A 23,691-nucleotide genomic window follows, 5' to 3' on the forward strand; every position below is an offset into this window, starting at 1 on the left:
CCGGTCACATTCCGAACCCGGAAGCTAAGCCCTCCAGCGCCGATGGTACTGCACCCGGGAGGGTGTGGGAGAGTAGGACACCGCCGGACAATCTTCCCGTTCAGGGCCACCCATTCTTGGGTGGCCCTGAACGCGTTTCTGGGCCCTTTCTCGCGCAGATCCGCAGATCCGCAGGTCGGCTTAAGGCGCCATCGCACGGGTGAGGTGGCGACGGCCCTTTCGAGCTGATGACGTGAACGAGCCACCGTTGCCGACGAGTCGCCATTGCTGGCGGCGAGACGGATCAGATTCGCCCCGCAGCCCGTGATGTCGCAGGTAACTCAGCTCGACAGGGCCCGCCCGCCCCCACATCCAGCCGGCACGCACGCCCGGGAGGGGAGCGGACGATCACCACCGTCCCCATGCCCAGGGGCGTGGCCGCGGGCGGAGCGCGGTGGGCGTACGGGAGAGGAAAGCCCCGCCGGCGCGGTGCCGGCGGGGCTGTGACGTGCGTGCGGGGGACGGCGGTCAGGAGGGGTCCGGGGCGCAGATGAAGCGCGGCTCGGCGTCGTAGCGCCAGGTGAACTTCTCCCGCTTGACGACCTTGCCGTCCTTCTTGATGACCCGGAACGCGTCCTGGGTGAAGCCCTCGCTGCCGTTGGCCTCGATGCAGGTCGGACCCGGCTGCAGGTAGACGGTCTTGGGTTTGGTGATGTCGCGGCGCGGGCCGTACTCGGTCTTCACGCTGTCCCAGATCTTCGTGCTCCAGATCGACACGGTGATCGTGCTGGACGTCCAGGACGTGTCGATCAGGAGACCGTGGTCCGTGTTGTTGCGGAACTTGAAGTCCAGGTCCGGCCAGAAGATCGTCGACTCGATGACCGCCGGGTAGCGGGTGAACCAGTACGAGTGCGGCTTGTGCTCGACGTCCTCCAGCCCCGCGTAGTACGTCGCGTTGAAGAGCGTGGTGGTGAACTGGGACGTCCCACCGCCGACGCCGGGCACGAGCTTGCCGCCGAGGATGACCGGCGCGTCCCGGTAGCCCTGGGCGTACCCCCGCTCGCCGGTGTGCCCGTTGAGGGAGAAGGTCTCGCCGGGCAGTACGACCGTGCCGTCCACGTCCTTGGCGATCGTCACGATGTTCTGGCTGCGCGGGGAGGAGAGCCCTCCGGTGAAGCGGGTGGTGAAGCTCGAGACGCGTTCCTTGATGCCCAGACCGGCGAGCTTCTCCTCGGTCAGCTCCGGCTCCGCTGGCTTCAGCGTGCCGGTGACCTCCCGGCCGTCCGCCTTCGGCAGCACGGCGAGAAGGTCCGCGCCCAGCGTCGAGGTGTCCAGCTGCTGGCCGGGCTTCCCCGCCACGATCGTCGGCTTGCCGCCGGCGATCGTCATGCTGGCGTCCTTCGGCGGCACCTCCACCTTCTGAAGGTCGTCGCCGAGGGCCGTCCGCAGACGCTTGACGTCCACCTCGGGCGTCAGCTTCCCCGCCTTGTCGGCGGTGAAGCGGAGGCTCTTCGCGATGGCCTGCGGCGGGATGGTCACCGAACCACGGTCGGTGGTCAGCTTCACCGGCGCCGCGACCGCCGGTTTCGCCAGCTCGGCCACCAGCCGGTCGACCTCCTCCGCGGTCGTAGCCGGGTGCGACTCGACGAGCGGCACGTCGACCGGCTGCCCGGCGAGCCAGCCGGCGCGGACGACCTGGGCGGAGCGCTCCGGGTCCAGCGCGAGGCTGGGCTTCGGGTGCGTCGCCTTCGGGGTGGTGCCCTTCCAGGTGATCGCCGGCATGGTCATCTTCCGGCCCTGGCTGCCGACCACGTTCTTCAGCGCGGCGTCGAGGCGCGCCACGTCGACGGTCACCACCGGGTCGATCTCACGCGACCCGACCAGCCGGTCCACCGCGTGCGCCTCGGCTTCGGCCGCCGCCGCCACGGTCGCCTCCACGTCGATGGCAAGCCCGACCGAGGCCGGGTCGATCTGGGCGTTGCGCTCCCCGACGCGGACGGTCAGCGGAGCGGTGAGCGCGGCGTTGCGCCGGTCCAACTCGGCGCGCAGCTCCCGGACGGCGTCCGCGCGACTCCGGCCCCCCAGCTCCGTGCCGAGCACGGTGGTGCCGCGCGGCACGTCACCGGCGTACGCCCAGGCGCCCGCTCCGCCGACCGAGGCCAGCACCGCCGTGGCGACACCGGCCGCGACGAGCAGTTTCGTCCGGCGTGGGCGCTTCTCCCCACCCGTGGGAGGACCTGCCTGCACCGGGGCCCCCGGCTCGTCGGCGGGCCAGGTGACCGCGGCGACCTGCACGGTGGGCCGGTCGTCGGCGGCGGGCGGATGTCTATCGCCGTACAGCGTCACAGGCACCTCGATCGGAGACGTACCACGGGGGGAAGCGGAAGCGGTTCCTCCCGGCCGGAAGACAACTACGGTAACCAACGCCGGGGCGTGATGGCAGCCTGCTCTCGGCCGGCGCGGTCACGGCGTGTCGGTCGGCGTGTCGGGCCTTTCGTACCGGTGGCGCCGTCGGCGGCGCGGCATGGCAGGGTGTGATCATGCGGATGGGCGAGGCGGTCCTGGCGTACGGCGGTGGTCGACTGGACCGGGCGGGAGCCCTGCGCACCGATCCGGCCCGGATCGAGGGGCTGCTGGCGGACCCCGCCACCGCGGTGCTTCCCCTCTGGCGGGACCACTGCCTCGTCGACTCCGACGGTCCGGTCCGGCTGACCGGCCACCGGGCGTCCCTCGTCCGGGCCGCCTCCGGCGAGACCGTCTTCCTGGGCCTCGACGGCGACGCCGCCGTGTTCGCGGTGGACCTCTCCGCGTTGACCGAGCAGTCCGCCGTCGAGATGGCCGGTGCCGCACGGGCCGTCGACGTCCGGGCGCTGGTGGGTCGGCTCGACACCGACGACGCGGCCGTCCAGGCGTACGCGCGGGGGTTGCTGCACTGGCACCGGCAGCAGCGGTACTGCGGCACCTGCGGGGCGCCGGCCGTCGCCGGCGGCGGCGGGCACGTCCGGACCTGCACCGGCGGGGAGTGCGGGCGGCTCCTGTTCCCCCGGATCGAACCGGCGGTCATCGTGCTGGTCGAGGCACCCGGCTCGCCGGGGCGCTGCCTGCTCGCACGGCACGCCGGCGCGTCGGAGGACGCCTGGTCGACGCTGGCCGGCTTCGTCGAGGTGGGCGAGAGCATGGAGGACGCAGTCCGGCGGGAAATGGCCGAGGAGGCCGGGGTGACCGTCACCGACGTGACCTACCAGGGTTCCCAGGCGTGGCCGTTCCCCGCCGGTCTCATGGTCGGCTTCCGGGCCACCGCCACCTCCGAGGAGGTACGCGTCGACGGCGAGGAGCTGCTGGCGGCGCGTTGGTTCACCCGGGCGGAGCTGCGGGAGCGGGTGGCCTCCGGTCGTACCCTCGGGCGCGTCGACGCGATCGACCACCACCTGCTGGGCACCTGGCTCGCCGAGGGCGACTGACGCACCGGCAGGGCGCGGGCGACGGTCAGGGGCGGGCGGGACGCAGGGTCAGCCAGGCCATCGCGGCGGTGGTCAGCGCGGCGGTGCCCAGGGAGCAGGCGAGCACCCCCTCCACGGTGCGCGGGGCCAGCAGCAGAGCGGCGACGCCGAGGACGCCGGTGGCCGCCCACAGCGGGGCGCCCGCCCACCGCGCACCCGTGGCGACCCGGTCGTTGACAAGCATGAACACCACCGCGTAGAGGGCTCCGACCGCCGCGAAGAGCGGTGCCTCGCCGGCCAGGTGCAGGTAGTCGGCGCCGCCGGCCAGCCGGAACGCGAGGTCACCGGCGACCGCGGACGCGCCCACGAGCACCGCCCCGCAGCCGAGGATCAGGCCCAGCGCCCGCGTCCGCGCCCGCCGGTCACCCCGGGCCAGCCGGGGCAGGACGAGCAGGGTGACCACCTGAGGCGCCCAGAGCGCGCCCTTGGTGAGCACGGAGCCGACCGCGTACCCGCCGGAGGCGTCGGCGGTGAGCAGTTGGCGGGCGAGGATCAGGTCCGCGTACGAGATGGTGAGCATCGCCAGGGACGCCGCGCAGGCGGTCAGCACCTGGCGGGGACGCAGCTCGTCGTACGCCGGGTCGTTGCCGTCCGGGCCGGTGCCGGCGGTGGTCCGCACCGGGCCCGCGAGGTGGGCCAGGACGGGCAGGACGAGAAAGCCGGTGAGCGTGCCGAGGAGCAGGCAGCCCACGGGGTCCCAACCGAGCGTGAGCCCGACGACCAGCCCCCCGTACCGGCCTGCGGCGAGGACCGTCATCGCGGCGGCGAGTCGCAGGAACCGCTGGTCGCCCTGGAGTTCCCCGAGCCGGCGACCGGCCAGCACGGTGGCGAAGGTGCTCGCGGCGAGCAGCAGCGTCAGCGCGAGCGGCAGGCGCAGCGCCCAGCTCAACGCCGGCGCGGCCAGCGCGGTCACCCCGGCGGTGAGCGCGGCGGTGCGCCCGGCGAGCCGGGCCGAGCCGGTGGCTCCCTGCCGGGCGCGATGTGCCGCCACCGCGATCTGGAGACCGAAGCCGGGTACCGCCGCGATGGCCGCCAGGGCGAGCACCGTGGCCAGCGCGCCCAGGTCGGCGGGGGTGAGTCGACGGGCACCGAGGACCGGCACGACGTACGCCAGCGCGTTGGTCAGCACGGTGGCGACGGTGACGGCGACGCCGGCCGCGCCGAGCCGGACCACCGCGGTCCCGCCGCCCGCCGTCTGAGTCATGCCACCCCGCGTCTCCCCGCCGCCGGCCGAGCCGTACGTGTCGTGATCGGCGGACCGGTCGGGCCGACCGCCCGACCGGGGAGACGGTACCGGTCACCCGACCGGCCCGACAGCCCCGAACGGCCGACCCCCTGCCCCCGGGGGCGGAAAACGTCTAGTGTCCTGGCCCATGGCGTCGACGCAAGCGGTCCCGGCAGCGACCTCCGGGCTGGCCGCGGTCCTTCCCGAACGTCTCGTCGGCAACGCGATCCGGTGGGTCTACCCCCGCGTGGAACCGGAACTGGCCCGGCTGGCCGAGTTCGTGCCGCGCGGCGGCACCGCCGTGGACGTCGGGGCCTGGTACGGGCCCTGGACGGCCCGGCTGCTCCGACGGGCCGACCGCGTGGTCGCGGTGGAGCCGACCCCGCCGCTGGCGCGGCAACTGCGCGCGGCCTTCCCGTCGGTCGAGGTGGTCGAGGCGGCCGTCTCCGACCACCTCGGCACCGCGGCCCTGCACCTGCCGGCGGGTGGCGCGATCGTCGGTACGTCGTCGCTGGAGGACGTGGGACAGGGCGAGCCGGTCGAGGTCCGGCGGATCACGCTGGACTCGCTGGGGCTGACCGACGTGCGTTTCGTCAAGCTGGACATCGAGGGCCACGAGCTGCCCGCCCTGCGGGGCGCCGAGGAGACCGTGCGGCGTGACCGGCCGGTGCTGCTGATCGAGGTCGAGGAGCGGATCCAGCCGGTCACGCCGTTGTTGGACCTGCTCGCCGGCTGGGGCTACCGGGGGTCCGTGCTGCCGGGCCGTACCTGGGTGCCGCTGGAGGACTTCGACCTCGGCGGGCACCAGCGTGCCGCGATCGCCCGGGTCGGCCAGAGCTTCGCCCGGCGGGTGGTCTGGCCGCGCCCGCGCTACGTCAACTCGGTGCTGTTCCGCCCGGAGTGACCGACGGCGGAGGCCGGGCGGCCGGCGCGGACGCCGGCCGCCGCTACTCCGGCTTGGGCACCGGATCGCCGATGGCGACCTCGTTGGTGCAGAACGACACACCGTCGCCGGAGACGCTGAGCTCCGCCGTGTCCCCGCCGCCGACGATGCGGAAGAAGTGCTGGTTGAGGCCCGGCTTCACGGGGAAGGTGGCGGTGCCCGTGCCGAGGCGCAGGACGGCGGTGCCCGTGCCGGAGCTCAGGTAGCCCACCCGGACCACCCAGTGCCACTCGTCACGCGGCTTGTCCAACGGCATCCGGACGGTCTGGCCGGCGGTGACGCGGTAACCGCACGACGCCTCGGGACCGGGCTGGACGACGCTGCCCTGGATGGTGGCCTCCTGGATCCGGCCCAGGTGGTCCAGCACCGACGGCTTCTCGGCCTCGTCCACGAAGACCGGCCGGGCGCCGAACGACCGGAAGAAGCGCGACTGCTTGTTGTACGGGTTGGACAGCGACGGGACGACGTTGTCCGGGACGGTGGTCTCGAAGAAGACCGTGCCGGGTGGGGCGCTGGCCATCTCGAGCTGGACGGTTTCGACGTACGTGCGGGCGGACTTGCGGGCCCACTCGTCGCCGTAACGGGACGTCGTCCAAGCGGTGCCCAGGCAGACCGCCATCAGGACCAGGACCAGCATGACGGTCACCGAGTCGCGGTACCGGGAGGGGATGGGCGCGAGCAGGTCCGCCGGCGGCGGCCCGCTGTCCCCCGGTGGCGTGCGGGACGGAACCGGGGCGGACGGTGGGGTGTCGCCGGCCGGCCGCTCCACGTCATCCGACCTCGGCCCACCCGGACCGGTGGCGTCGGGGACGGAGGCGTCGGGGACGGTGGACACCGGCTCGGGTTCCGGCTCTGCTTCTGGCTCCGGCTCCGGCTCGTCGTCCGCCTCGGCGTGGATGACGCCGGCCCGGGCCACCACGAGCGGCTTCTGCCGGGCGGCCGGCACCGTAACGGCGACCGGCTGCGGCGCCGGCCGCGACTCGGCGGCGGGCGCGTCGTCCGCCGGCTCCGGCTCCGGAACCTCCGGTACGGCACCGGCCGCCCATCCCTCGGCCGGGCCGCGGGCGAGGCCGCAGAGGGCCACGCCGAGACAGAGCGCCGCGACCACGACCACGTCGCTGACGTACCGGGGCACACCGCCGGCGACGGCGCTGAACACCGAACCCAGCCGGGTCGCGGCCAGGATCGTCGCCACCATGAACAGGTACGCCCCGAGCAGCAACCAGGCCCGGCCGGCGCGACGGTCCCGTCGTACGGTGGCCAGGATCAGGGCCACCACCAGCACCCAGGCCAGCCAACTGCCCAGCTCCGGCGGGGAGGCGACCGGCGCACCGTCACCGGCGCCCAACCACCGCCACGGACCGCCGACCAGACCGGGCAGCAGGTTGGAGCCGAGCATCTGCTGGAGGAAGGACAGCACCTCGCCCGGCGACTCCGGCCGTCGCAGGGACGACTCGGAGCGGGTCAGGTAGGCGGCCAGGAAAACCAGCGTCACCACGGTCAGCACCAGCCAGGACTGCCACCAGCGGCGGACCGTGGTCCAGAGGGTGCGGACCACCCCACCCTCGGCGTAGAGCAGGGCGGTCAGCAGGAAGACCAGCGGTACGACCAGCACGGCCTTCTCGAAGAAGAACAGCCCGAGGAGCACCGACAGGGCCAGCGTGACCAGGTGCCGGCGGCGGCGGGTCTGCACGTACGCCACCTGCGCGCCGACCGCGAGCACCATCGCGATCTGCATCGGCAGCATGTTGACCCCGACCGCCCACCACGAGGTCGCCTCCAGGGTGAGCGGGCTGAACAGCAGCACGCCCAGCGGCAGGAGCATCAGCCAGCCCGGTCGCAGCAGGCGGCGCAGCAGCCGGAGGAAGGCCAGCCCGAGGACGGCCTGCCCGATCGCCATGAGCAGCACGTACGGCCAGTAGGCCAGGCCGACGTACTCGGTCACCAGCCAGATCAGCAGTCGGCCACCGGGCATCAGGTGGTTGTTGTACAGCGAGAGCAGGTGCTCCGGCGTCAGGTCGGCCTCGCTGGCCTGGGTGATCAGGACGAAGTCGTCGGCGGCGAGGTAGCCCCGGGCGGCCAGCTGCGCCCGCCACAGCACCCCGATGGTGATCATCGCCAGCGCCACCGTGCGGAAGGGATCCCGCCCCAGCCACCCGTCGGCCTGCCCACGCGCGCCCGTCGTGGCCGCCCCCGTCATTGCCATGGCGGGAAGACTGCCACACCGCGACCGGCATCCCCCATCAGGTCAACGGATGGTTCGCGGCGGGTACGCGCTCGCCGCGTACAGTGTCCGCCACCGGTGGTGGTGGTCGCGTACGGCGACGGTGGTGAGGACGGTCGGATGCGGGAACGGCTGGTGCCCCACGGCGTCGCCGCCGTGGTCACGGCGGTGGTCCTCGCGCCGCTGGCGCTGCCCGGGTACGTGCTCCGCTACGACATGGTCTTCGTGCCCCGCCCCACGCTGAGCTGGGAGGCGATCGCCCCCGTCACGGCGCTGCCCCGGGCCGTGCCGCAGGACGCGGTGGTGGCGCTGCTGGGCCAGGCGCTGCCGGGATGGGCGCTGCAACGGCTGGTGCTGGTGGCGATCGTCTGGTTCGCCGCGCTCGGCGCCGCCCGGCTGGTGCCCACCGACCGGACCGGGGTGCGGGTGGTCGCCGCCCTCGGGTACGCCTGGACGCCGTACCTCGCCGAGCGGCTGCTGATCGGGCAGTGGGGCCTGCTGGTCGCGTACGCCGCGTTTCCGTGGCTGGTGCGGGCGGCGCTGCAGGTGCGGACGGGCCGGCCGGGGGCGGCCCGGCGGCTGCTGCTCGCGGTGGCGGCGTCCGCGATCACCCCGACCGGCGGTGTGCTGGCTCTGGTCGCGGCCGGGATCCTGGTGCCCGGACGGTACCCGCGCGCCGGCCGGTCGACGGCCCTGGTGCTCGGATCGGCGGTGCTGCTCAACACGCCCTGGCTGGTGGCCGGCGCGGTCAGCACCGGTACCGGCCGGTCCGATCCGGCCGGTGTGGAGGCGTTCGCCGCGCGGGCGGAGAACTGGGCCGGGCCGCTGGTCTCGCTGGCCGGCACCGGCGGCATCTGGAACGCGCAGGCCACGCCGGCCTCGCGGGCATCGGTGCTGGTGCCGGTGGCGACCGTGCTCCTGCTCGCCGTCGCCGGCTGCGGGGTGCCGCTGCTGCGTCGGCGCTGGCCCGGGGCGTTCGCGGTACGACTGGGGGTGTTGGCGGGCGGCTCCTGGCTGGCCGCCGCCGTCGGCGTGCTGCCCGGTGGTGCCGCCGCCCTCGGCTGGCTGGTGGCCACCGTGCCCGGCGCGGGCCTGGTCCGGGACGGGCAGAAGCTGCTGCTGCCGTACGCGTTGGCGCTGGCGGTGGCCGGGGCGCTCGGCGCGGAACGGCTGGCCGACCGGGCCGCCGCCCGCTTCGACGCGGTGACCGGCCGGGTCGTGCTGGCCGCCGCGGTACTGCTGCCGGTGGCGGTCCTGCCCGACCTCGCGTTCGGCGCGGCGGGCCGGCTGCGGCCGGTCCAGTGGCCGGCGGACTGGGCGACGGTGGCCCGGCTGACGGCGGCGCGTCCGGGTCCGGTGATCTCACTGCCGTTCCAGGAGTACCAGCGTCCGGCCTGGAACCGGGACGTGGTGGTGATCGACCCGGCGCCCCGGTACCTCGCGGTGCCGGTGCTGGTCGACGACACCCTCTGGGTCGGCGGTCGTGCGGTGGCCGGCGAGGACCCCCGGGCGGCGCGGGTACGGATGCTGATCGCCGACGGCCGCCCGCTGGCCGCCGAGGATGTCCGATGGGTGCTGGTGCAGCACGTCCCGGGTCCGGCGCCCCGGGCGTCCGCGCTGGCCGGCCTGCGGATCGTCCACGCCGGACCGGACCTGACCCTCTACGAGAACCCGGTCTGGTCGCCGTCACCCACCGCGACCGGGCCGGGACCGGTCGGATTGGCCCATCTGCTCGCCGGAGCGGTGATGATCGGCATCGGTCTTTCGGGCACTGCGCGGAGGCGTCGCCCCGTGGTAGCGTCCCGGCACGCGAGTCCCGCGGAAGGAGAAGGTGGATGAAGAACCTGCCCGCGTTCGTCGCCGTGGGGGTACTCGGAGTCGTGCTCGGTCTGCTGCTGAGCGTCGGTCTGGCGAACGGTCTCGGCACGTCCGCGCAGGACGCTGCGGATAAGGCCGGCAACGCCAGCACCGTCGATCAGCCGATCGAGTACGGCGCTCGCTGAGCCCTGACGAACGAAAAGGCGCCCGCTGACGCGGGCGCCTTTTCGGCGTGGTCTCCGTCAGTCCCGGGCGGCCGTCCCCGCGACCAGCTGGGCGAAGCGGGCACCGGCGGCGGTCCAGGTGAAGCGGGCCGCGTGCTGCAACGCCGCCTCACCCATCGCCTTGCGGCGCACGTCGTCGGCGAGCAGTTCCCGGACCACCGACACGAACTCCTCCTCGTCGTCGACGAGCAGGCCGGTCTCCGTGTCGACCATCGCCTCGGCGACACCACCGGCGTAGCGGAACGCCACCGTCGGGGTGCTGCGGGCTGCGGCCTCCACGATCGTGAGCCCCCACCCCTCCTTGAGCGAGGGGGTGAGCGCCAGCCAGGCCGAGGAGAGCGCCGCGTGCTTCTCCTCCTCGCTGATGAAGCCGGTGAAGCGGACGTGGTCGGAGATGCCGAGCCGCTCGGACAGCTCCCGTAGCGGCGTCTCCCACCAGCCCTGGCCGGCCACCACCAGTTCCAGGTCGGGCAGCTCGTCGACCAGCGCGGCGACCGCCCGCAGGGCGATCTCGACCCGCTTGTGCGGGACCAGCCGGCCGAGGACGAGCAGGGACGGGTGCGGCGTACGGGGCAGCGACGGGCCGGTGACCGGCGGGGTGCCGTTGGGCACGACGTCGATGCGCCCGGGGTCGACGCCGAGGTCGGCGAGCTCGGTGCGGCTCGCTCCGGAGACCGTCACGTACCGGCAGCGGCGGTACAGCCGCACCGCCAGCCGCGACTCGATCCACCAGCCGAGGCGTGCCATCAACGGGCCGAACACCACCGGCCACTGCTCGCGGTGCACGTGGTGCACCAGGGACACCACCGGCCGGCCGGCGTAGAGCGGGGCGAAGAACGGCACTCCGTTGCACACGTCGACCACCAGGTCGGGTCGGCCGTACCCGCGCCTGCTCAGCGGGCCGAAGCCGAGGCGGCCGGCGACGCAGGTCAGGGCGGCCCGCGCGTACACGGACATGCGGGAGCCGCGGCGCAGGACGCGGACGCCCCCGTCGGTGGTGCTGGACTCCCCGGCCACCTCGTGCGCCGCACAGAGCAGAGTCACCTGGTGACCGAACGTGACCAGCTCGGCCGCGATGCGTTCGATGTAGACCTCGGAGCCGCCGCCCTCCGGGTTGGTGGTGTCCCGCCAGTTCAGGAACAGGACGTGGCGCGAGGGGGTGCCGGAGTTGTCCACGCTGCTCCTACCGACGAGTAAGCGGGCACGATCGCGCCACCCTAGGGCGGGTCGGGAGTGCTGCGCAATGGGTCACACCGTCAGCAAGATCGTCGGAGCAGGCCGGTCGAACGGGGGTTTGCCGACGGCGGAAAACCTTGGCAGGGTGTGCACCGCGACCCCGTACGGTGGCGGGCGCCACATGCGCTGTCCCACCGACCGACGGTCGTGACCTGCGGCCGGACTCGCCGGCGCGGACATCGAGGAGGTGACCCGGGCGGTGTTGCGTGACCTCTCCGCTCCGGTGCGTGACCTCTTCCGCCGTTCCCCGGTGGTGCTGCTCAGCGCGGCCCTGGCCATGGTGCTGCTCGGCTGGGCGACGGTCTTGTACGTCGCGTCCGAGCGGCGCGAGCCGGCCTGCCGCGACCAGGTGCGGCTGCGGCTGGCCGCCGCCCCGGTGGTGGCGCCGGCCCTGGACCGGATCGCGCGGGCGAGCGTCGGCAGCCAACCCTGCGTGTCCGTCGTCGTGGAGGCCCGCCAGTCCGCCGCGATGGTCCGGGACCTGGCCGACGGCGCGGACGTCGCCGACGCGTGGCTGCCCGAGTCGACGTTCTGGCTGCGCCGGGCGCGGGCGGCCGGCGCCTTCGAGGTCCCCGCCCAGGGCACCTCGGTGGCGAGCACGCCGGTCGTGCTCGCGGTGACCGAGGCGTCGGCCCGCCGGTCTGGCTGGCCCGGTCGGGCGCTGACCTGGCGGAGCCTGCTCGGCCCGGCGACGAAGGTGACGGTGGGACTGCCCGACCCGGCGGCCGACCCGGCCGGGGTGGCGGCGCTGGTCGGCGTACGGGCCCTCGCCGCCGCCGAACGCGAGCCGGCCGGCGCGGTGACGGCCGCGCTGCGACGGCTCGCCGGCCGGACGTTCGCGCCTCCGAACGAGGGGTCGGCGCTGGTGCCCGGACAGCGGTTGCCGGGACGCGCGGACGCCGTCGCGACCACCGAGCAGGCGGTACTCGAACACAACGCGCTGGCCGGTCCTGCCAAACTGGTCGGCGCGTACCCGGAGGTGGCGGTCCCCGCCCTCGACCTGCCGTACGCGGTCCTGCCCAACGCGCGGGACGCGGTCCGCGACGCGGCCAGCCGGCTGCTGGCCGAGTTGCTCACCACCCGGGCCCGGGACATCCTGGCCGGCTTCGGCTTCCGCACCCCGGCGGGCTTCCCACCGGCGATCCCCCGGGACGGCCGGCTGCGTGCCGAGGAGCTGCGTCCCACGCCGCTGCCCGCCGAGGACGTGGTCACCGAGCTGCTGACCGGGTGGAGCGGTGTGCAGCGCAGCGCCCGCATCCTCACCGTGCTCGACATCTCCGGCTCGATGGCGGCCCGGGTGTCCGGCGGCGAGACGCGCCTCGGCGCCACCCTGAAGGCCGCCCGGGAGGGCTCCGGCCTGCTACTGGACACCAGTGAGCTGGGGGTGTGGGTCTTCTCCACCCGGGTGGACGGAGATCGCGACCATCGCGAGATCCTGCCGGTCGGCCCGCTGACCAGCGCCCAGCGGCAACGCCTGGCCGAGCGGCTGGCGGAGGTACGGGTGAAGCCGCGCGGCGGCACCGGCCTGTACGACACCACGCTCGCCGCCTACCGGGACGCCCGGCGGAACTGGACGCCCGGCCGGATCAACCTGGTGCTGGTGATGACCGACGGCCGCAACGAGGACGAGGAGAGCATCGGGCGGGCGGCGTTCCTCGCCGAGCTGACGAAGTTGCAGGACCCGCGCCGGCCGCTGCCGATCGTGTTCATCGGCCTGGGTCGTGACGTCGACCCGGACGAGCTGAACGCCATCACGACCGTGACCGGTGGGCAGGTGTTCCGTACCGAGCAGCCGAGCGGCATCCGCCAGATCTTCTTCTCCGCGCTCGCCGACCTGAGCTGCCTGCCGCCGGAGTGCCGCCGGTGACCCGGTCGTGGCCGTGGCCGGCGCGCCGGCTCGCGCGGGCGGTACGCGAGGCACCCGGCACGGCCCTGTCGCTGCTGCTGCTCACCGTTCTCGCGTTCGTGCAGCGGCCCGGCCAGGTCACCTTCGACACCAAGCTCGACCTGGCCGCGAACCCGGTGCACTTCATGGCGCGTGCCCTGCACCTGTGGAACCCCGAGGCCACCTCGGGCGAGCTGCAGAACCAGGCGTACGGCTACCTGTTCCCGATGGGGCCCTTCTTCGCCGGCGGTCAACTGCTGGGCGTACCGCCGTGGATCACCCAGCGGCTGTGGATGGCACTGCTGCTCGCCGCCGCGTTCTACGGGCTGCTGCGGTTGGCCCGCGCGCTGGACGTCGGCACCGAGCCCACCCGGTACGCGGCGGCGCTGGGCTACGCGCTGGCCCCGCGGATCCTCACCGAGATCGGGGCGCTGTCCTCCGAGACGCTCGCCGCCGCGATGCTGCCCTGGGTGCTGCTGCCCCTGGTCACCGTCCGGCGGATCGGCTCGCCACGGCGGGCGGCGGCGCTGTCCGCGCTGGCCGTGCTCGGCATGGGCGGCATCAACGCGGCGGTGGTGCTGCTGGCCCTGCTGCTGCCCGGGGTCTGGCTGCTCAGCCGCCGCTGGGACGCCGACCATCTGCGGCTGGTCGGCTGGTGGTGCGTCTGCGTCGTCGCGGTCAGCCTGTGGTGGATCGTGCCGCTGCTGCTGCTCGGCGAGTACAGCCTGCCGTTCTTGGACTACATCGAGTCGTCCACCACCACCACCGCGGTCGCCTCGCTGTTCCAGGGCGTACGGGGCACCAACCAGTGGGTCGCGTACATCGTGCAGGGCGACCCGTGGTGGCCGGCCGGTTGGATGCTGATCGACGACCCGGTGCTGATGACGCTCACCGCGGTGGTGGCGCTCATCGGCCTCGCCGGGCTGGCCGGCAACCTGCTGCCCGAGCGCCGCTTCCTGGTGCTCGGCTTCCTCACCGGGCTGACCCTGCTCACCGTGGGTTACGTCGGCAGCCTCGACAGCCCGGTCTCGGAGCAGGTCCGCAACCTCCTGGACGGGCCTCTCGCGCCGTTCCGCAACGTGCACAAGCTGGACCCGGTGCTGCGGCTGCCGCTGATGCTGGGCTTCGCCCACGGCGTCGACGCGTGGGTCACCCGACTGCACCACGCCACCGCCCGCCGCCGCCCCGGCCTGCGCCTGCGACCCCTGGTGTTCGTACCGGTGCTCCTGCTGGTCCTCGGTGCCGCCGCGCCGGCCTGGCTGGGGCTCCTGCGACCCGGCCCGGGCTGGTCGGACCTGCCGGCGCACTGGCGGGCGACGGCGACCTGGTTGGCCGAGCGGGACGCACTGGCCCGGACGCTGATGGTGCCCGGCTCCAGTTTCGGCCAGTACGAGTGGGGCCGGTCGATCGACGAGCCGTTGCAGGCCCTGGCCGGAGCCCCGTGGGCGGTCCGCCACCAGATCCCGCTCGGGTCGGCCGGCAACACCCGGATGATGGACACCGTCGAGGCCGTGCTGGCCGGCGGCCGGGGGTCCGCCGGCCTGGCCGACTTCCTGGCCCGTGCCGGGTTCCGGCACGTGGTGCTGCGCAACGACATCGACCGTACGCAGGTGGACGCCCCCCCGGTCGGGGTGCTGCGCCGGGCCCTGGCCGAGTCGCCCGGGATCACCCGGGTGGCGTCCTTCGGCACCACCACCCGCTTCGGGAGTACGCCGGGCAGCCCGGTCGACGACGACGCCGGTCAGTTGCCGGCGGTCGAGGTGTACGAGGTGCGGGGGGACGTGCCGGTCGCCGCCGCGGTGCTGACCGCCGACGTGCCGACCGTCAGCGGTGGGCCGGAGTCCCTGCTGCCGTTGCTCGAACAGGGACTCGTCGAGCGGAACCGCCCGGTGGTGCTGGCCGGTGACCGGCCGGCGGCCGGGACCGAGCGGGCCGGCACCGGTGACACGTGGATCGTCACCGACGGGCTGCGCCGCCGGGAGCGCGACATCGGCCGGGTGCGGGACAACCTCAGCCAGACCCTGACCGCGAACGAGGCGGGCCGGCAGAGACGGGTCGCCCTGGACCTGCTGCCGTTCTCCGCGGGCCGGCACCAGACCGTCGCCACCTATCAGGGCGTCCGGGCGGTGACCGCGTCCTCGGCGGCGAGTTTCGTGGACGCCCTCACCCCCGCCGATCCCTCGCACCTGCCCTTCGCCGCCGTCGACGGCGAGAACGCCACCGCCTGGCACTCGGCGCCCCTCGGTGGCCCGGTGGGGCAGTGGCTGGAGGTGGACCTGGACACCCCGCGCCAGGTCGACAAGGTGTCCCTGGCCTTCGTCAACGACCTCGCGGTGGGCTGGCCGGTGACCCGCTTCCGGCTCTCCACCGACCGGGGAACGGTGGAGCACGAGGTGGCCCAGACACTGGGCGCCCACCCCTACTACACGCTGCCCGGCTCGACGAGCCGGATCCGGGTGACCGTGGTGGAGGTGGCCGGCGGGCGGGTCGACGGCGGTGTCGGCATCCGGGAGTTGTCCATCCCGGACACCGAGCCGCGGCGGGCCCTGCGCGTGCCCGCCGACCTGCCGAACGACTTCGCCGGCCCGGTCGCCTGGTCGTTCAGCCGTGGACCGGCCGACCGGCCGGCGTGCGTGCCGACCCGACCGTCCGCCGGCTCTGGCGGGGACGCTCCGGTCGGCGAGACCGTGGTCCGGTGCGACCGCTTCCTCGCCCGGGTCGGCGAGGAGCCGCTCGGCCTCGACCGGCTGTTCCGCAGCCCGGCCGCCGGGACGTACCGGATGGCGCTGACCGCCGTGCCCCGACCGGGTGGTCCGGTCACGCTGACCGGGGTGCCGGTGGCGGCGACCGCGTCGTCCCACCTGGCCGGTGACCCGGCGGTGGCGGCGTACGCGGCGGTCGACGGCGATCCGGGCACGGCCTGGCTCGCCGGCGCCGGGGACCTGCGTCCCACCCTGCGGTTGAGCTGGTCCGGGGCGCGGCGCGTCGACGGCCTGCGACTGCGCCCGGCCGTGGTGCCGGTGGGCTCGGTGCCGGAGCGGGTGGAGGTACGCGCCGGGGGCGTCACCCGGGAGCTGCCGGTCGGCGCGGACGGGTGGGTCCGGTTCCCCGCCGTGCCGACCGACCGGATCGAGATCGCGGTGCTCGACAGCGCCACGCGGGTGGCCGACCGGCGCGGCGACTGGACCGCCACCACCGGTGTGGCCGAGGTGGAGATCCCGGCCCTGGCCGATCTGCTCCGCCCGGTGCCCGGCACCGCGCGGGTCGTCGAGCGCTGCGGCGCCGGTCCGCGGGTGGAGCTGGCCGGGGTGCGGTACGACACCGCGGTGCAGGCCACCCTCGCCGACGTCGTCGCCGGCCGGCCGGTGCCGGTCACCGTGTGTGGGGCGACCGGTGCGGTGATGGACCTCCCGGCCGGCGGGCAGCGCCTGGTGACCACGCCGTCGGCCGGCTTCCTGGTGCAGGACGCCTCGCTGCGTCCCGACCGTGCCGGCGCCCCGCCCCGGCAGCGGGAGGTCTCGGTGCTCGACTGGGACCCGACCGACCGACGGGTGCGGATCGGCGCGGGCGACGAGGCGCTGCTCGTCGTACCGGAGAACGCCAACGCCGGCTGGACGGCCACGCTGGACGGGCGCGCGTTGACCGCGACCCGGGTCGACGGCTGGCAACAGGCGTGGGTGGTGCCGGCCGGCGCGGCGGGCGAGGTGCGGCTGGTGTTCGCGCCGGACCGGGCGTACCGGGGAAGCCTGGCGGTCGGTGCGCTGACCGCGCTGGCCGTGCTGGTGCTGGCGGCGCTGCCGGTGCGTCGCCGGGTGCCCGCCGGGCCGGCGCTCCCGGCCGAGGCACCGGGCTGGTTCGTCGGCGCGCTGCTGGTGGCGCTGCTGGCCGTGCTGGGCGGGGTGCTGCCGGTGGCGATCGTGCTGGCGGCGATGCTGCTGCGGCAACTGGCGGTGCGGGCCCTGCCGGTGGTGGTGTTCGGCGGAATCACGGTCGCCACCGTGGGCGCCGTGGCGGGACGTCTGCAGGGCCACGGCCAGGAGTGGGCGTACGGCCCGTGGGTGCAGGGCGCGATGCTGGTCGCGGTCGGCGCGGTGGTCGCCGCCGTGGTGCCGGTGCCGGGGGTCCGTCCCACCACCGGCGACGAGGAGCCACCCCGCGTGCGGCCGGAGACGGCCGACCCGGATGATGTGACGCCGGGCACGCCTCGGGACGACGGCGGGACGGGAGCGCGATGAGTACGGCACACGACGTGGTCGGGGAACGGACGGACCGTCGCCGGTTCGCCACGCTCGACCGTTCGGTGGCCCTCTTCAAGGCCTTCCTCGTCGAGCAGACCGATCCGGACCGGTTCTACGGGCTGCTCGCCGCGGACTCCGTCCGGCAGGTCTCCGGGTACACCCCGTTGGCCGGGCGCACCGTGCTCGACGTCGGCGGCGGTCCCGGGTACTTCGCGGCGGCCTTCCGGGAGGCCGGGGCGACGTACGTCGGGCTCGACCCCGACGTGGGGGACTTCGCCCAGGCCGGGGAGTCGGCCGGGATGCTGCGGGGCAGCGGCACCGCCCTTCCGGTCCGGTCCGGCGCGGTCGACGTCGCGTTCTCGTCCAACGTGCTGGAGCACGTCGCGGAGCCGGCCCGCCTGCTCGACGAGATGGTCCGGGTGACCCGCCCGGGTGGCACGCTCTTCGTCTCGTTCACGCCCTGGCTGTCGCCGTGGGGCGGGCACGAGACGGCACCCTGGCACTACCTCGGCGGGGACCGGGCGGCGCGTCGCTACGAGCGTCGCAACGGCCGGCCGCCGAAGAACCGCTTCCGGGAGACCCTCTTCCCGACCTCGATCTCCGACACGATCCGCTGGGCGCGGTCGAGCGGTCAGGTCGAGGTGGTCGACGCGCTGCCCCGCTACCACCCGTGGTGGGCGCGCTGGGTGATCCGCGTGCCCGGCGTACGCGAGATCGTGGCGTGGAACTTTCTGATCGTCCTGCGCCGGACCGGTCCCATACCGGGTGGCGCGGCGGAAAAACAGAGCTGACCGGGGGTCGCGTTGCTATGTGACCGAGTAGTAACCTCCCGGCCATCTCACTGATCGACAGCGGCGAAAATTAGCTCCTCCAGGGAGGAAACATGAAGCACCGCGCCATCGGTGCCGTGCTGTTCGGCGGCGGCGTACTGCTCCTGGCGCTGGCCGCCGGACTGGTGTTCATCGTCAAGCCCGCGATGACCAAGCTGCCCTACGATCTGAAGCCCACCACTTCGGTCGCCGAGGCGAAGGGGGCCACGTTCCTCCAGATCGCCGACGGCAACATCGAGATCAACCAGGCCGACCTCAAGTCGACGGTACTGGTGTCGCCGAACCCGAAGGCGACCAGCGAGCTGACCGGCGACCTGGACGGCAAGGCGGTGGTCTGGGAGGTCGGTCAGACCGTGGACCGCACCGACCGGAAGGAGTTGGTCAGCGCGTACGGTGCCGCTCTCGCGCTGGACCGGGTCTCCGGTGCCGCCCTGGACTGGGAGAAGGAGTACCTCGACGACTCCGGCACCCGGCAGGACGTCAACTTCTCCGGGCAGATCTACAAGTTCCCGTTCAACACCGAGAAGAAGACGTACGAGATCTTCGACCGGGACCTGCGGGCCAAGCGGACGGCCGAGTTCAAGGGCACCGAGGACATCCAGGGCATCGAGGCGTACCGCTTCGAGCAGGTGATCTCCGAGGAGACGCTGAACCTGCCGGCGGACCGGCTCGCGCTGCTGCTGCCGAAGCTTGCGCCGGGTGCGACGGCCGGCGAGGTGAAGTACAGCAACACCCGTACGGTGTGGGTGGACCCGGTCACCGGTTCCTTCATCAACGTGCGTGAGGTGCAGCGCAAGACGCTGGTCCCGAACACCGGCGCGCCGGTGGACCTGCTGAACGCGGACTTCGCGTACAACGAGGAGACGGTCAAGGGGTCGGTGGCGCGGGCGAAGGACAGCCGCGACAGCCTGACGCTGCTCGGGGTGTTCGCCCCGGCGGGTGCCGCCCTGCTCGGCGTCGTGCTGATGCTCGTCGGGCTGCTGGTGGGCCGGCGGGGCGCCCCGGCGGTGGCCGGGGAGCCGCGGCACCGGGCCGAGACGGCTCCGGTCGCCGACCCCACCCCGACCCGGGTGGACCAGGAGCCGGTGCACGACGACACCGCGACCGTGGAGCAGCCGACGACGGAGCCGGCCGGCGGTGTGCTGAAGGACGAGATTCCGCCGGCATCGACCAACTGGAAGGGCGACGACGACCCGTCGGTGCCTGCCCAGCGTTCCGCGACCGACGAGGCGGAGAAGCGCTGACCGTACGCTGAGTCGCACGCACGACGGAGGGGTGGACCGCCACGGTCCACCCCTCCGTGCTTTACAAATACACATTCAGTGTCCGTTATCGAACTGTTATACATCGATGTTTCGGCAACTCTCCGTGGCGGCCATCCGCACCTTGTGTCCGCTTTGGATTGTTCGTTCTGGCCGTCAACCGATGATCCATATTGCCGTCCGTGATGCCTTCCGCTCACAGCCGCCGTTCAGCGTTACCGGCAGGTAGGGGAGGGCTTGTGACGTGCGCCTCAGGGGTGCACCATCATCGCACGTTCGTTACCCGCCGGTAACAGGCGACGTCGTCCGGTGCGGTCCGTCGCCTCCGCAACGACCGGCTACCCGCGCGATGATCCACCACCCCGAGGAGGAATCCGTGCATGATCCGATCGAGAACCCGGGTCGTACCCGGTGGCGGCGCTTCGCCGCCATGATGGTGCCCGCGACCGCCGTCGCCGGGGCGATCGTCTTCGGCATGTCCAACGGCGCGATCGCGGCATCGTTCGCCGTCTCCGGCCAGACGTTCAAGGTCTCCGCCTCCGAGCTGAGCGGCACCGGCTTCGTCCAGTACGGCGGCATCGCCGAGGAGAGCGACGGCACCCGGCACCCGGTGGCCGTGTCCGGCATCCGCGAAGCGAAGCTCTACGACCTCTGCCAGTCGGTGAAGGTGCCCGGCGCGCCCGTCGTGCTCACCATCAACGCCGGTGGCGGCGGCAAACCCGCCACCGCCAGCGGCCTGCTGATCGACATGGACTCGCTGGAGGGCGACGCCGAGTTCAAGAACATCAACATCGGGCAGGACGCCTCGACGCTCAAGGGCGGGCCCGGAGGCGCCGTCGGCGACCGGAAGGCGTTCGGCCAGCAGGCCGACACCGTCTCCATCAAGGGCCTGCGCCAGGTGGCCCGCTCCACCCACGCCGGGACGTTCACCCTCAACGGCCTGAAGCTCAAGGTCAACGTCGGCGCGGAAGCCAAGGAATGCTTCTGAGCTGACCCGGGCCCGCGGAGAAGGCACGCTCCGCGGGCCCGTCCGGTCTCATCCCCTCACCCCGGCGCAGGAGACGTACGTGACGACCACGCAACCGCAGCACGCCCGGTCCGGCCGGCTCGCCGAGGCGTGGCGCGGCTTCCGCCGCTGGCGGCGGGTCCGCCCGTTCTGGGGCGGCCTGCTCACCGCCCTGGCCGGCCTGGAGATCTTCGGCACCACCCAGATGTCGCTCGGCGGGCTGTCCTTCCAGATGGGACCGACCGGCTTCCTCTCCTGGCTGATCCCCACCATCCTGGTGGCCTGCGGGCTGCTCATGTGGTTCAGCCCGCAGCAACGCGTCTTCTACGCGGTGGTCGCCTCGGTGACCGCGCTGTTCTCCCTCATCGGGGTCAACCTCGGCGGCTTCTTCATCGGCCTGCTGCTCGGCATGGTCGGCAGCGCCCTCGGCTTCGCCTGGACCCCGGACGCCAGGGTCGACACCCCGGGCGCCGCCGCCGAGGCGCCGACCGACCCGGCCGGCGGCCCCGAATCCCCCGTGCCGACGTCCCGGGTGGGCGAGGAGGCGCCTCCCGCGTACGACGAGGGGCCTGGCGTGGCGCCGGAGGCCGCCGGGCCGGACGGGCCCGGCTCGCGCGGACCCCGGTTCTTCGCGGTCCTGCTCGCCCTGCTGGGGCTCTCCGCCGCGGTGGCGTTGGCGGTGCCGGACGCGACGCCGGTCAGCGCGGCCCCCGCGCGGCCCTCCTGCCCGGTCCGGCCGCCGTCGGGCACCGTGACCCCGAGCGGTACGCCCAGCGCCACCCCGAGCGCCCCCACCCCGAGCCCCACCCAGTCGGCGGACTCCGACCAGGACGACGACGGCGGCCTGATCGAGGAGATCCTCGACGGGATCGGGGACATCTTCGGCGGCGGGCGGAACACCGACGAGCCGGAGAAGGCGGAACCGACCCCGTCCGCCACGCCGAGCGGACGTCCGGGCGCCACCGGCCGGCCCGTCCGTCCGTCGGCCACCGCCGCCCCCGGATGCGTCACCCCGAAGCCGGAGCCCAGCCGTCCCGCCCCGAAGGAGGAGGGGAGGGTGCTGCCGCGGATAGCCGCCGACCCGGGCCAGCCGGTCGTGGCGGCCACGCCGTCGAAGCTGACCGGCTCGAAGGTGACGATGACCGCGCTCCGGTTCGAGGGCATCGTCGACCTGCCGACGGCCGACGGCACGCTGAAGGTGCTCAAGTTCAGCATGGACCGGGCGGTCACCGACGACTTCCTGCTCTCCTCACCCGGTCCGGCCGGCCGGACCATGCGGTTCGCCACCGACCGGCTGACGGTGAAGGGGGACGTCGCCTTCTACGCCACCCGGTTCGTCGGACGGCTGCTCGGGATCAAGATCACGCTGACCCCGGACCTGCCGATCCCCGGGGGTATCCCGATCACGGTGCCGTTCCCGGTCACCTTCACCGACCCCGTGATCGACCTGGCGTTCGTCACCAGTGACGTGCTCACCGCACGGCCGAAGCTGAAGCTGACGCTCGACTGACCTCGCTCCACCACCACCGGGTGCGGGGCCGGCCGTCCCACCGGCCCCGCACCACCCTCTCCGATCAGAGCCGGCCCAGCGCCGTGCGCAGCGGGTCGAGCCCGAGCGAACCCAGGTCGAGCGCCTGCCGGTGGAACTCCTTGAGGTCGAAGTCGGCGCCCTTGCGGGCCTTCGCGTCCTCCCGGGCCTGCAACCAGATCCGCTCGCCGACCTTGTACGACGGGGCCTGGCCCGGCCAGCCGAGGTACCGGTTCAGCTCGAAGCGCAGGGTCTCGTCCGGCACGCGGCAGTGCGCCCGCATGAACTCCCAGCCCAGCTCCGGCGTCCACCGCTCACCGGGGTGGAACCCGAACGGGTTGTCCCGCGGGATCTCCAGCTCCAGGTGCATGCCGATGTCGACGATCACCCGGGCGGCCCGGAACGCCTGCCCGTCGAGCATGCCGAGCTTGTCGCCCGCGTCCTCCAGGTAGCCCAGCTCGTCCATCAGCCGCTCGGCGTAGAGCGCCCAGCCCTCGCCGTGCCCGGAGACCCAGCAGAGCAGCCGCTGCCAGCGGTTGAGCTTCTCGGCCCGGACCGCGGTCTGCGCGACCTGGAGGTGGTGACCCGGCACGCCCTCGTGGTAGACCGTGGTCACCTCACGCCAGGTCGAGAAGTCGGTGATGCCCTGCGGCACCGCCCACCACATGCGACCCGGCCGGGAGAAGTCCTCGCTGGGACCGGTGTAGTAGATGGCCCCGTCGCTGGTCGGCGCGAGGCAGCACTCGATCCGGCGGACCTGCTCCGGAATGTCGAAGTGCGTGCCGTGCAGCTCGCTGATCGCCTTGTCGGCGAGGGCCTGCATCCAGTCCCGGAACGCCTCCTTGCCCTGGATGGTCCGGGCCGGGTCGGCGTCCAGAGCCGCGACGGCCTCGTCGATCGTCGCGCCGGGGCCGACGATCCGCGCGGCCACCGTCCGCATGTCGGCCTCCAGGCGGGCCAGTTCCTCGAACCCCCACGCGTACGTCTCGTCGAGGTCGACCTTGGCGCCGAGGAAGTACTGCGAGGCCAGCTCGTAGCGCTCCCGACCGGCGGCCTGCTTGTCCCGCCCCCGCGGCGCCAACTCGGTGCGGAGGAACTGCCCGAACTCGGCGGTCGCGGCGGTGGCCGCCGCCGCTCCCCGGCGCAGCTCGGCACCGAGGGTGCCGTCGACGCCCAACCGCTCGACCAGGCCGTGGAAGAAGTTGTCGCCGTTCGGGTCGACCCAGATGTCGCACTGCTTGGCGACCTCCAGCAACTGCGCCTTCGCGCTGACCCGCCCGGCCGCGGCCTCCTCGCGAAGCGTCGTCTTGTACGCCTCGACGGCGCCCGCGAACCCGTTGAGGCGGGCCGCGATGTTGGCCTGGGCGTCCGCACCGTCGGTCGGCATCAGGTCGAACACCGAGCGCAGGTCGTGCAGCCCGCTGGTGATCACGCTGACCTCGCTGGTCGACTCGCCCGCGTCGTACCGGGCCAGTTCGAGGCCGAGTCGTTCCTGCATGGCCTCCTGGGCGGTCCGTTCCGCCTCGGACTCCGGCTCCGTCACGTCGAGGTCGGCGACGGTCCGCCGGGTCAGCTCGGCGCGGGCCGCGTACCCGTCCGGCGACAGGTCGTCGAGTTTGTCGTCGTAGCCGGCGATGCCGACGTAGGTGGCGCCGGTCGGGCTCAGCGGCGCCCAGTCGGCCACGTACCGGTTCGCGATGTCATCGATTCGTCCCACGCTGCGACCCTACGGGACTCCACGGGCCGGTTGTCGACCCTGTTTGCGGTGTTCAGGGAAGCAGGTCGGCGGGGTC

The 23,691-nt window shown here is 73.7% G+C and carries 15 protein-coding genes and 1 rRNA gene; 11 read left to right on the forward strand and 5 right to left on the reverse strand.

Annotated features, from left to right (window positions below; genetic code table 11):
• Positions 1-89: ribosomal RNA gene (gene rrf, locus ACIBR0_RS25355) — 5S ribosomal RNA — on the forward strand; the annotation flags it as partial.
• Positions 90-507: 418 nt separating this feature from the next.
• Here the strand turns inward: rrf and ACIBR0_RS25360 are convergent.
• On the reverse strand, positions 508-2,325 hold the full coding sequence (locus tag ACIBR0_RS25360) for a VanW family protein (protein WP_396719699.1): 1,818 nt from the start codon (positions 2,323-2,325) through the stop codon (positions 508-510).
• A 194-nt stretch (positions 2,326-2,519) separates the two neighbouring features.
• Here ACIBR0_RS25360 and nudC point away from each other — a divergent pair, with 194 nt between their 5' ends.
• Positions 2,520-3,440, forward strand: coding sequence for an NAD(+) diphosphatase (gene nudC / locus ACIBR0_RS25365; protein ID WP_396719701.1), 921 nt, complete (start codon positions 2,520-2,522; stop codon positions 3,438-3,440).
• A gap of 25 nt (positions 3,441-3,465) precedes the next feature.
• Here nudC and ACIBR0_RS25370 read toward each other — a convergent pair whose 3' ends face one another.
• Positions 3,466-4,683 carry a polysaccharide biosynthesis protein gene (locus tag ACIBR0_RS25370; protein ID WP_396719703.1) on the reverse strand — a complete coding sequence of 406 codons (1,218 nt, stop codon included), beginning with the start codon at positions 4,681-4,683 and terminating at the stop codon, positions 3,466-3,468.
• A gap of 169 nt (positions 4,684-4,852) precedes the next feature.
• Here ACIBR0_RS25370 and ACIBR0_RS25375 point away from each other — a divergent pair, with 169 nt between their 5' ends.
• Complete coding sequence (locus tag ACIBR0_RS25375; protein WP_396719705.1) at positions 4,853-5,608, forward strand: FkbM family methyltransferase; 756 nt, start codon at positions 4,853-4,855, stop codon at positions 5,606-5,608.
• Positions 5,609-5,651: 43 nt separating this feature from the next.
• On the opposite strand, the gene ACIBR0_RS25380 is transcribed toward ACIBR0_RS25375, so the two are convergent.
• Positions 5,652-7,853 (reverse strand): hypothetical protein, encoded by a 2,202-nt coding sequence (locus ACIBR0_RS25380; RefSeq protein WP_396719707.1) that lies wholly within the window; start codon positions 7,851-7,853, stop codon positions 5,652-5,654.
• Positions 7,854-7,991: 138 nt separating this feature from the next.
• Between ACIBR0_RS25380 and ACIBR0_RS25385 the strand changes: the two genes are divergently transcribed.
• Entirely contained in the window at positions 7,992-9,710 is a 1,719-nt protein-coding gene (locus tag ACIBR0_RS25385; RefSeq protein ID WP_396719814.1) for a hypothetical protein, read from the forward strand.
• Positions 9,707-9,874 carry a hypothetical protein gene (locus tag ACIBR0_RS25390; RefSeq protein ID WP_396719709.1) on the forward strand — a complete coding sequence of 56 codons (168 nt, stop codon included), beginning with the start codon at positions 9,707-9,709 and terminating at the stop codon, positions 9,872-9,874. Before ACIBR0_RS25385 ends, ACIBR0_RS25390 begins: the two co-directional genes overlap by 4 nt.
• A 57-nt stretch (positions 9,875-9,931) precedes the next feature.
• Here the strand turns inward: ACIBR0_RS25390 and ACIBR0_RS25395 are convergent, their stop codons facing one another.
• Positions 9,932-11,089 carry a glycosyltransferase family 4 protein gene (locus ACIBR0_RS25395; RefSeq protein WP_396719711.1) on the reverse strand — a complete coding sequence of 386 codons (1,158 nt, stop codon included), beginning with the start codon at positions 11,087-11,089 and terminating at the stop codon, positions 9,932-9,934.
• A 259-nt stretch (positions 11,090-11,348) separates the two neighbouring features.
• Between ACIBR0_RS25395 and ACIBR0_RS25400 the strand changes: the two genes are divergently transcribed.
• From ACIBR0_RS25400 to ACIBR0_RS25425, 6 genes are all read left to right on the forward strand, one after another.
• Positions 11,349-13,016 (forward strand): substrate-binding and VWA domain-containing protein, encoded by a 1,668-nt coding sequence (locus ACIBR0_RS25400; protein ID WP_396719713.1) that lies wholly within the window; start codon positions 11,349-11,351, stop codon positions 13,014-13,016.
• A complete protein-coding gene (locus ACIBR0_RS25405) occupies positions 13,013-17,269 on the forward strand; it encodes an alpha-(1->3)-arabinofuranosyltransferase family protein (RefSeq protein ID WP_396719715.1) in 4,257 nt (1,418 codons plus the stop codon). The genes ACIBR0_RS25400 and ACIBR0_RS25405 overlap by 4 nt, the downstream gene beginning before the upstream one ends.
• Positions 17,266-18,063, forward strand: a complete 798-nt coding sequence (locus tag ACIBR0_RS25410) for a class I SAM-dependent methyltransferase (protein WP_357029497.1) — start codon at positions 17,266-17,268, stop codon at positions 18,061-18,063. Before ACIBR0_RS25405 ends, ACIBR0_RS25410 begins: the two co-directional genes overlap by 4 nt.
• A 92-nt stretch (positions 18,064-18,155) precedes the next feature.
• Positions 18,156-19,346, forward strand: coding sequence for a DUF3068 domain-containing protein (locus ACIBR0_RS25415; RefSeq protein WP_396719717.1), 1,191 nt, complete (start codon positions 18,156-18,158; stop codon positions 19,344-19,346).
• A 367-nt stretch (positions 19,347-19,713) separates the two neighbouring features.
• Complete coding sequence (locus ACIBR0_RS25420) at positions 19,714-20,352, forward strand: DUF6230 family protein (protein WP_357029503.1); 639 nt, start codon at positions 19,714-19,716, stop codon at positions 20,350-20,352.
• A 79-nt stretch (positions 20,353-20,431) separates the two neighbouring features.
• A complete protein-coding gene (locus tag ACIBR0_RS25425; protein ID WP_396719719.1) occupies positions 20,432-21,880 on the forward strand; it encodes a DUF6114 domain-containing protein in 1,449 nt (482 codons plus the stop codon).
• Positions 21,881-21,944: 64 nt separating this feature from the next.
• On the opposite strand, the gene ACIBR0_RS25430 is transcribed toward ACIBR0_RS25425, so the two are convergent.
• Positions 21,945-23,615, reverse strand: coding sequence for a DUF885 domain-containing protein (locus tag ACIBR0_RS25430; protein WP_396719721.1), 1,671 nt, complete (start codon positions 23,613-23,615; stop codon positions 21,945-21,947).
• Positions 23,616-23,691: the final 76 nt, after the last annotated feature.

The sequence above is a fragment of the Micromonospora sp. NPDC049497 genome (genome assembly GCF_044465805.1).
Classification (GTDB): Bacteria; Actinomycetota; Actinomycetes; order Mycobacteriales; family Micromonosporaceae; genus Micromonospora.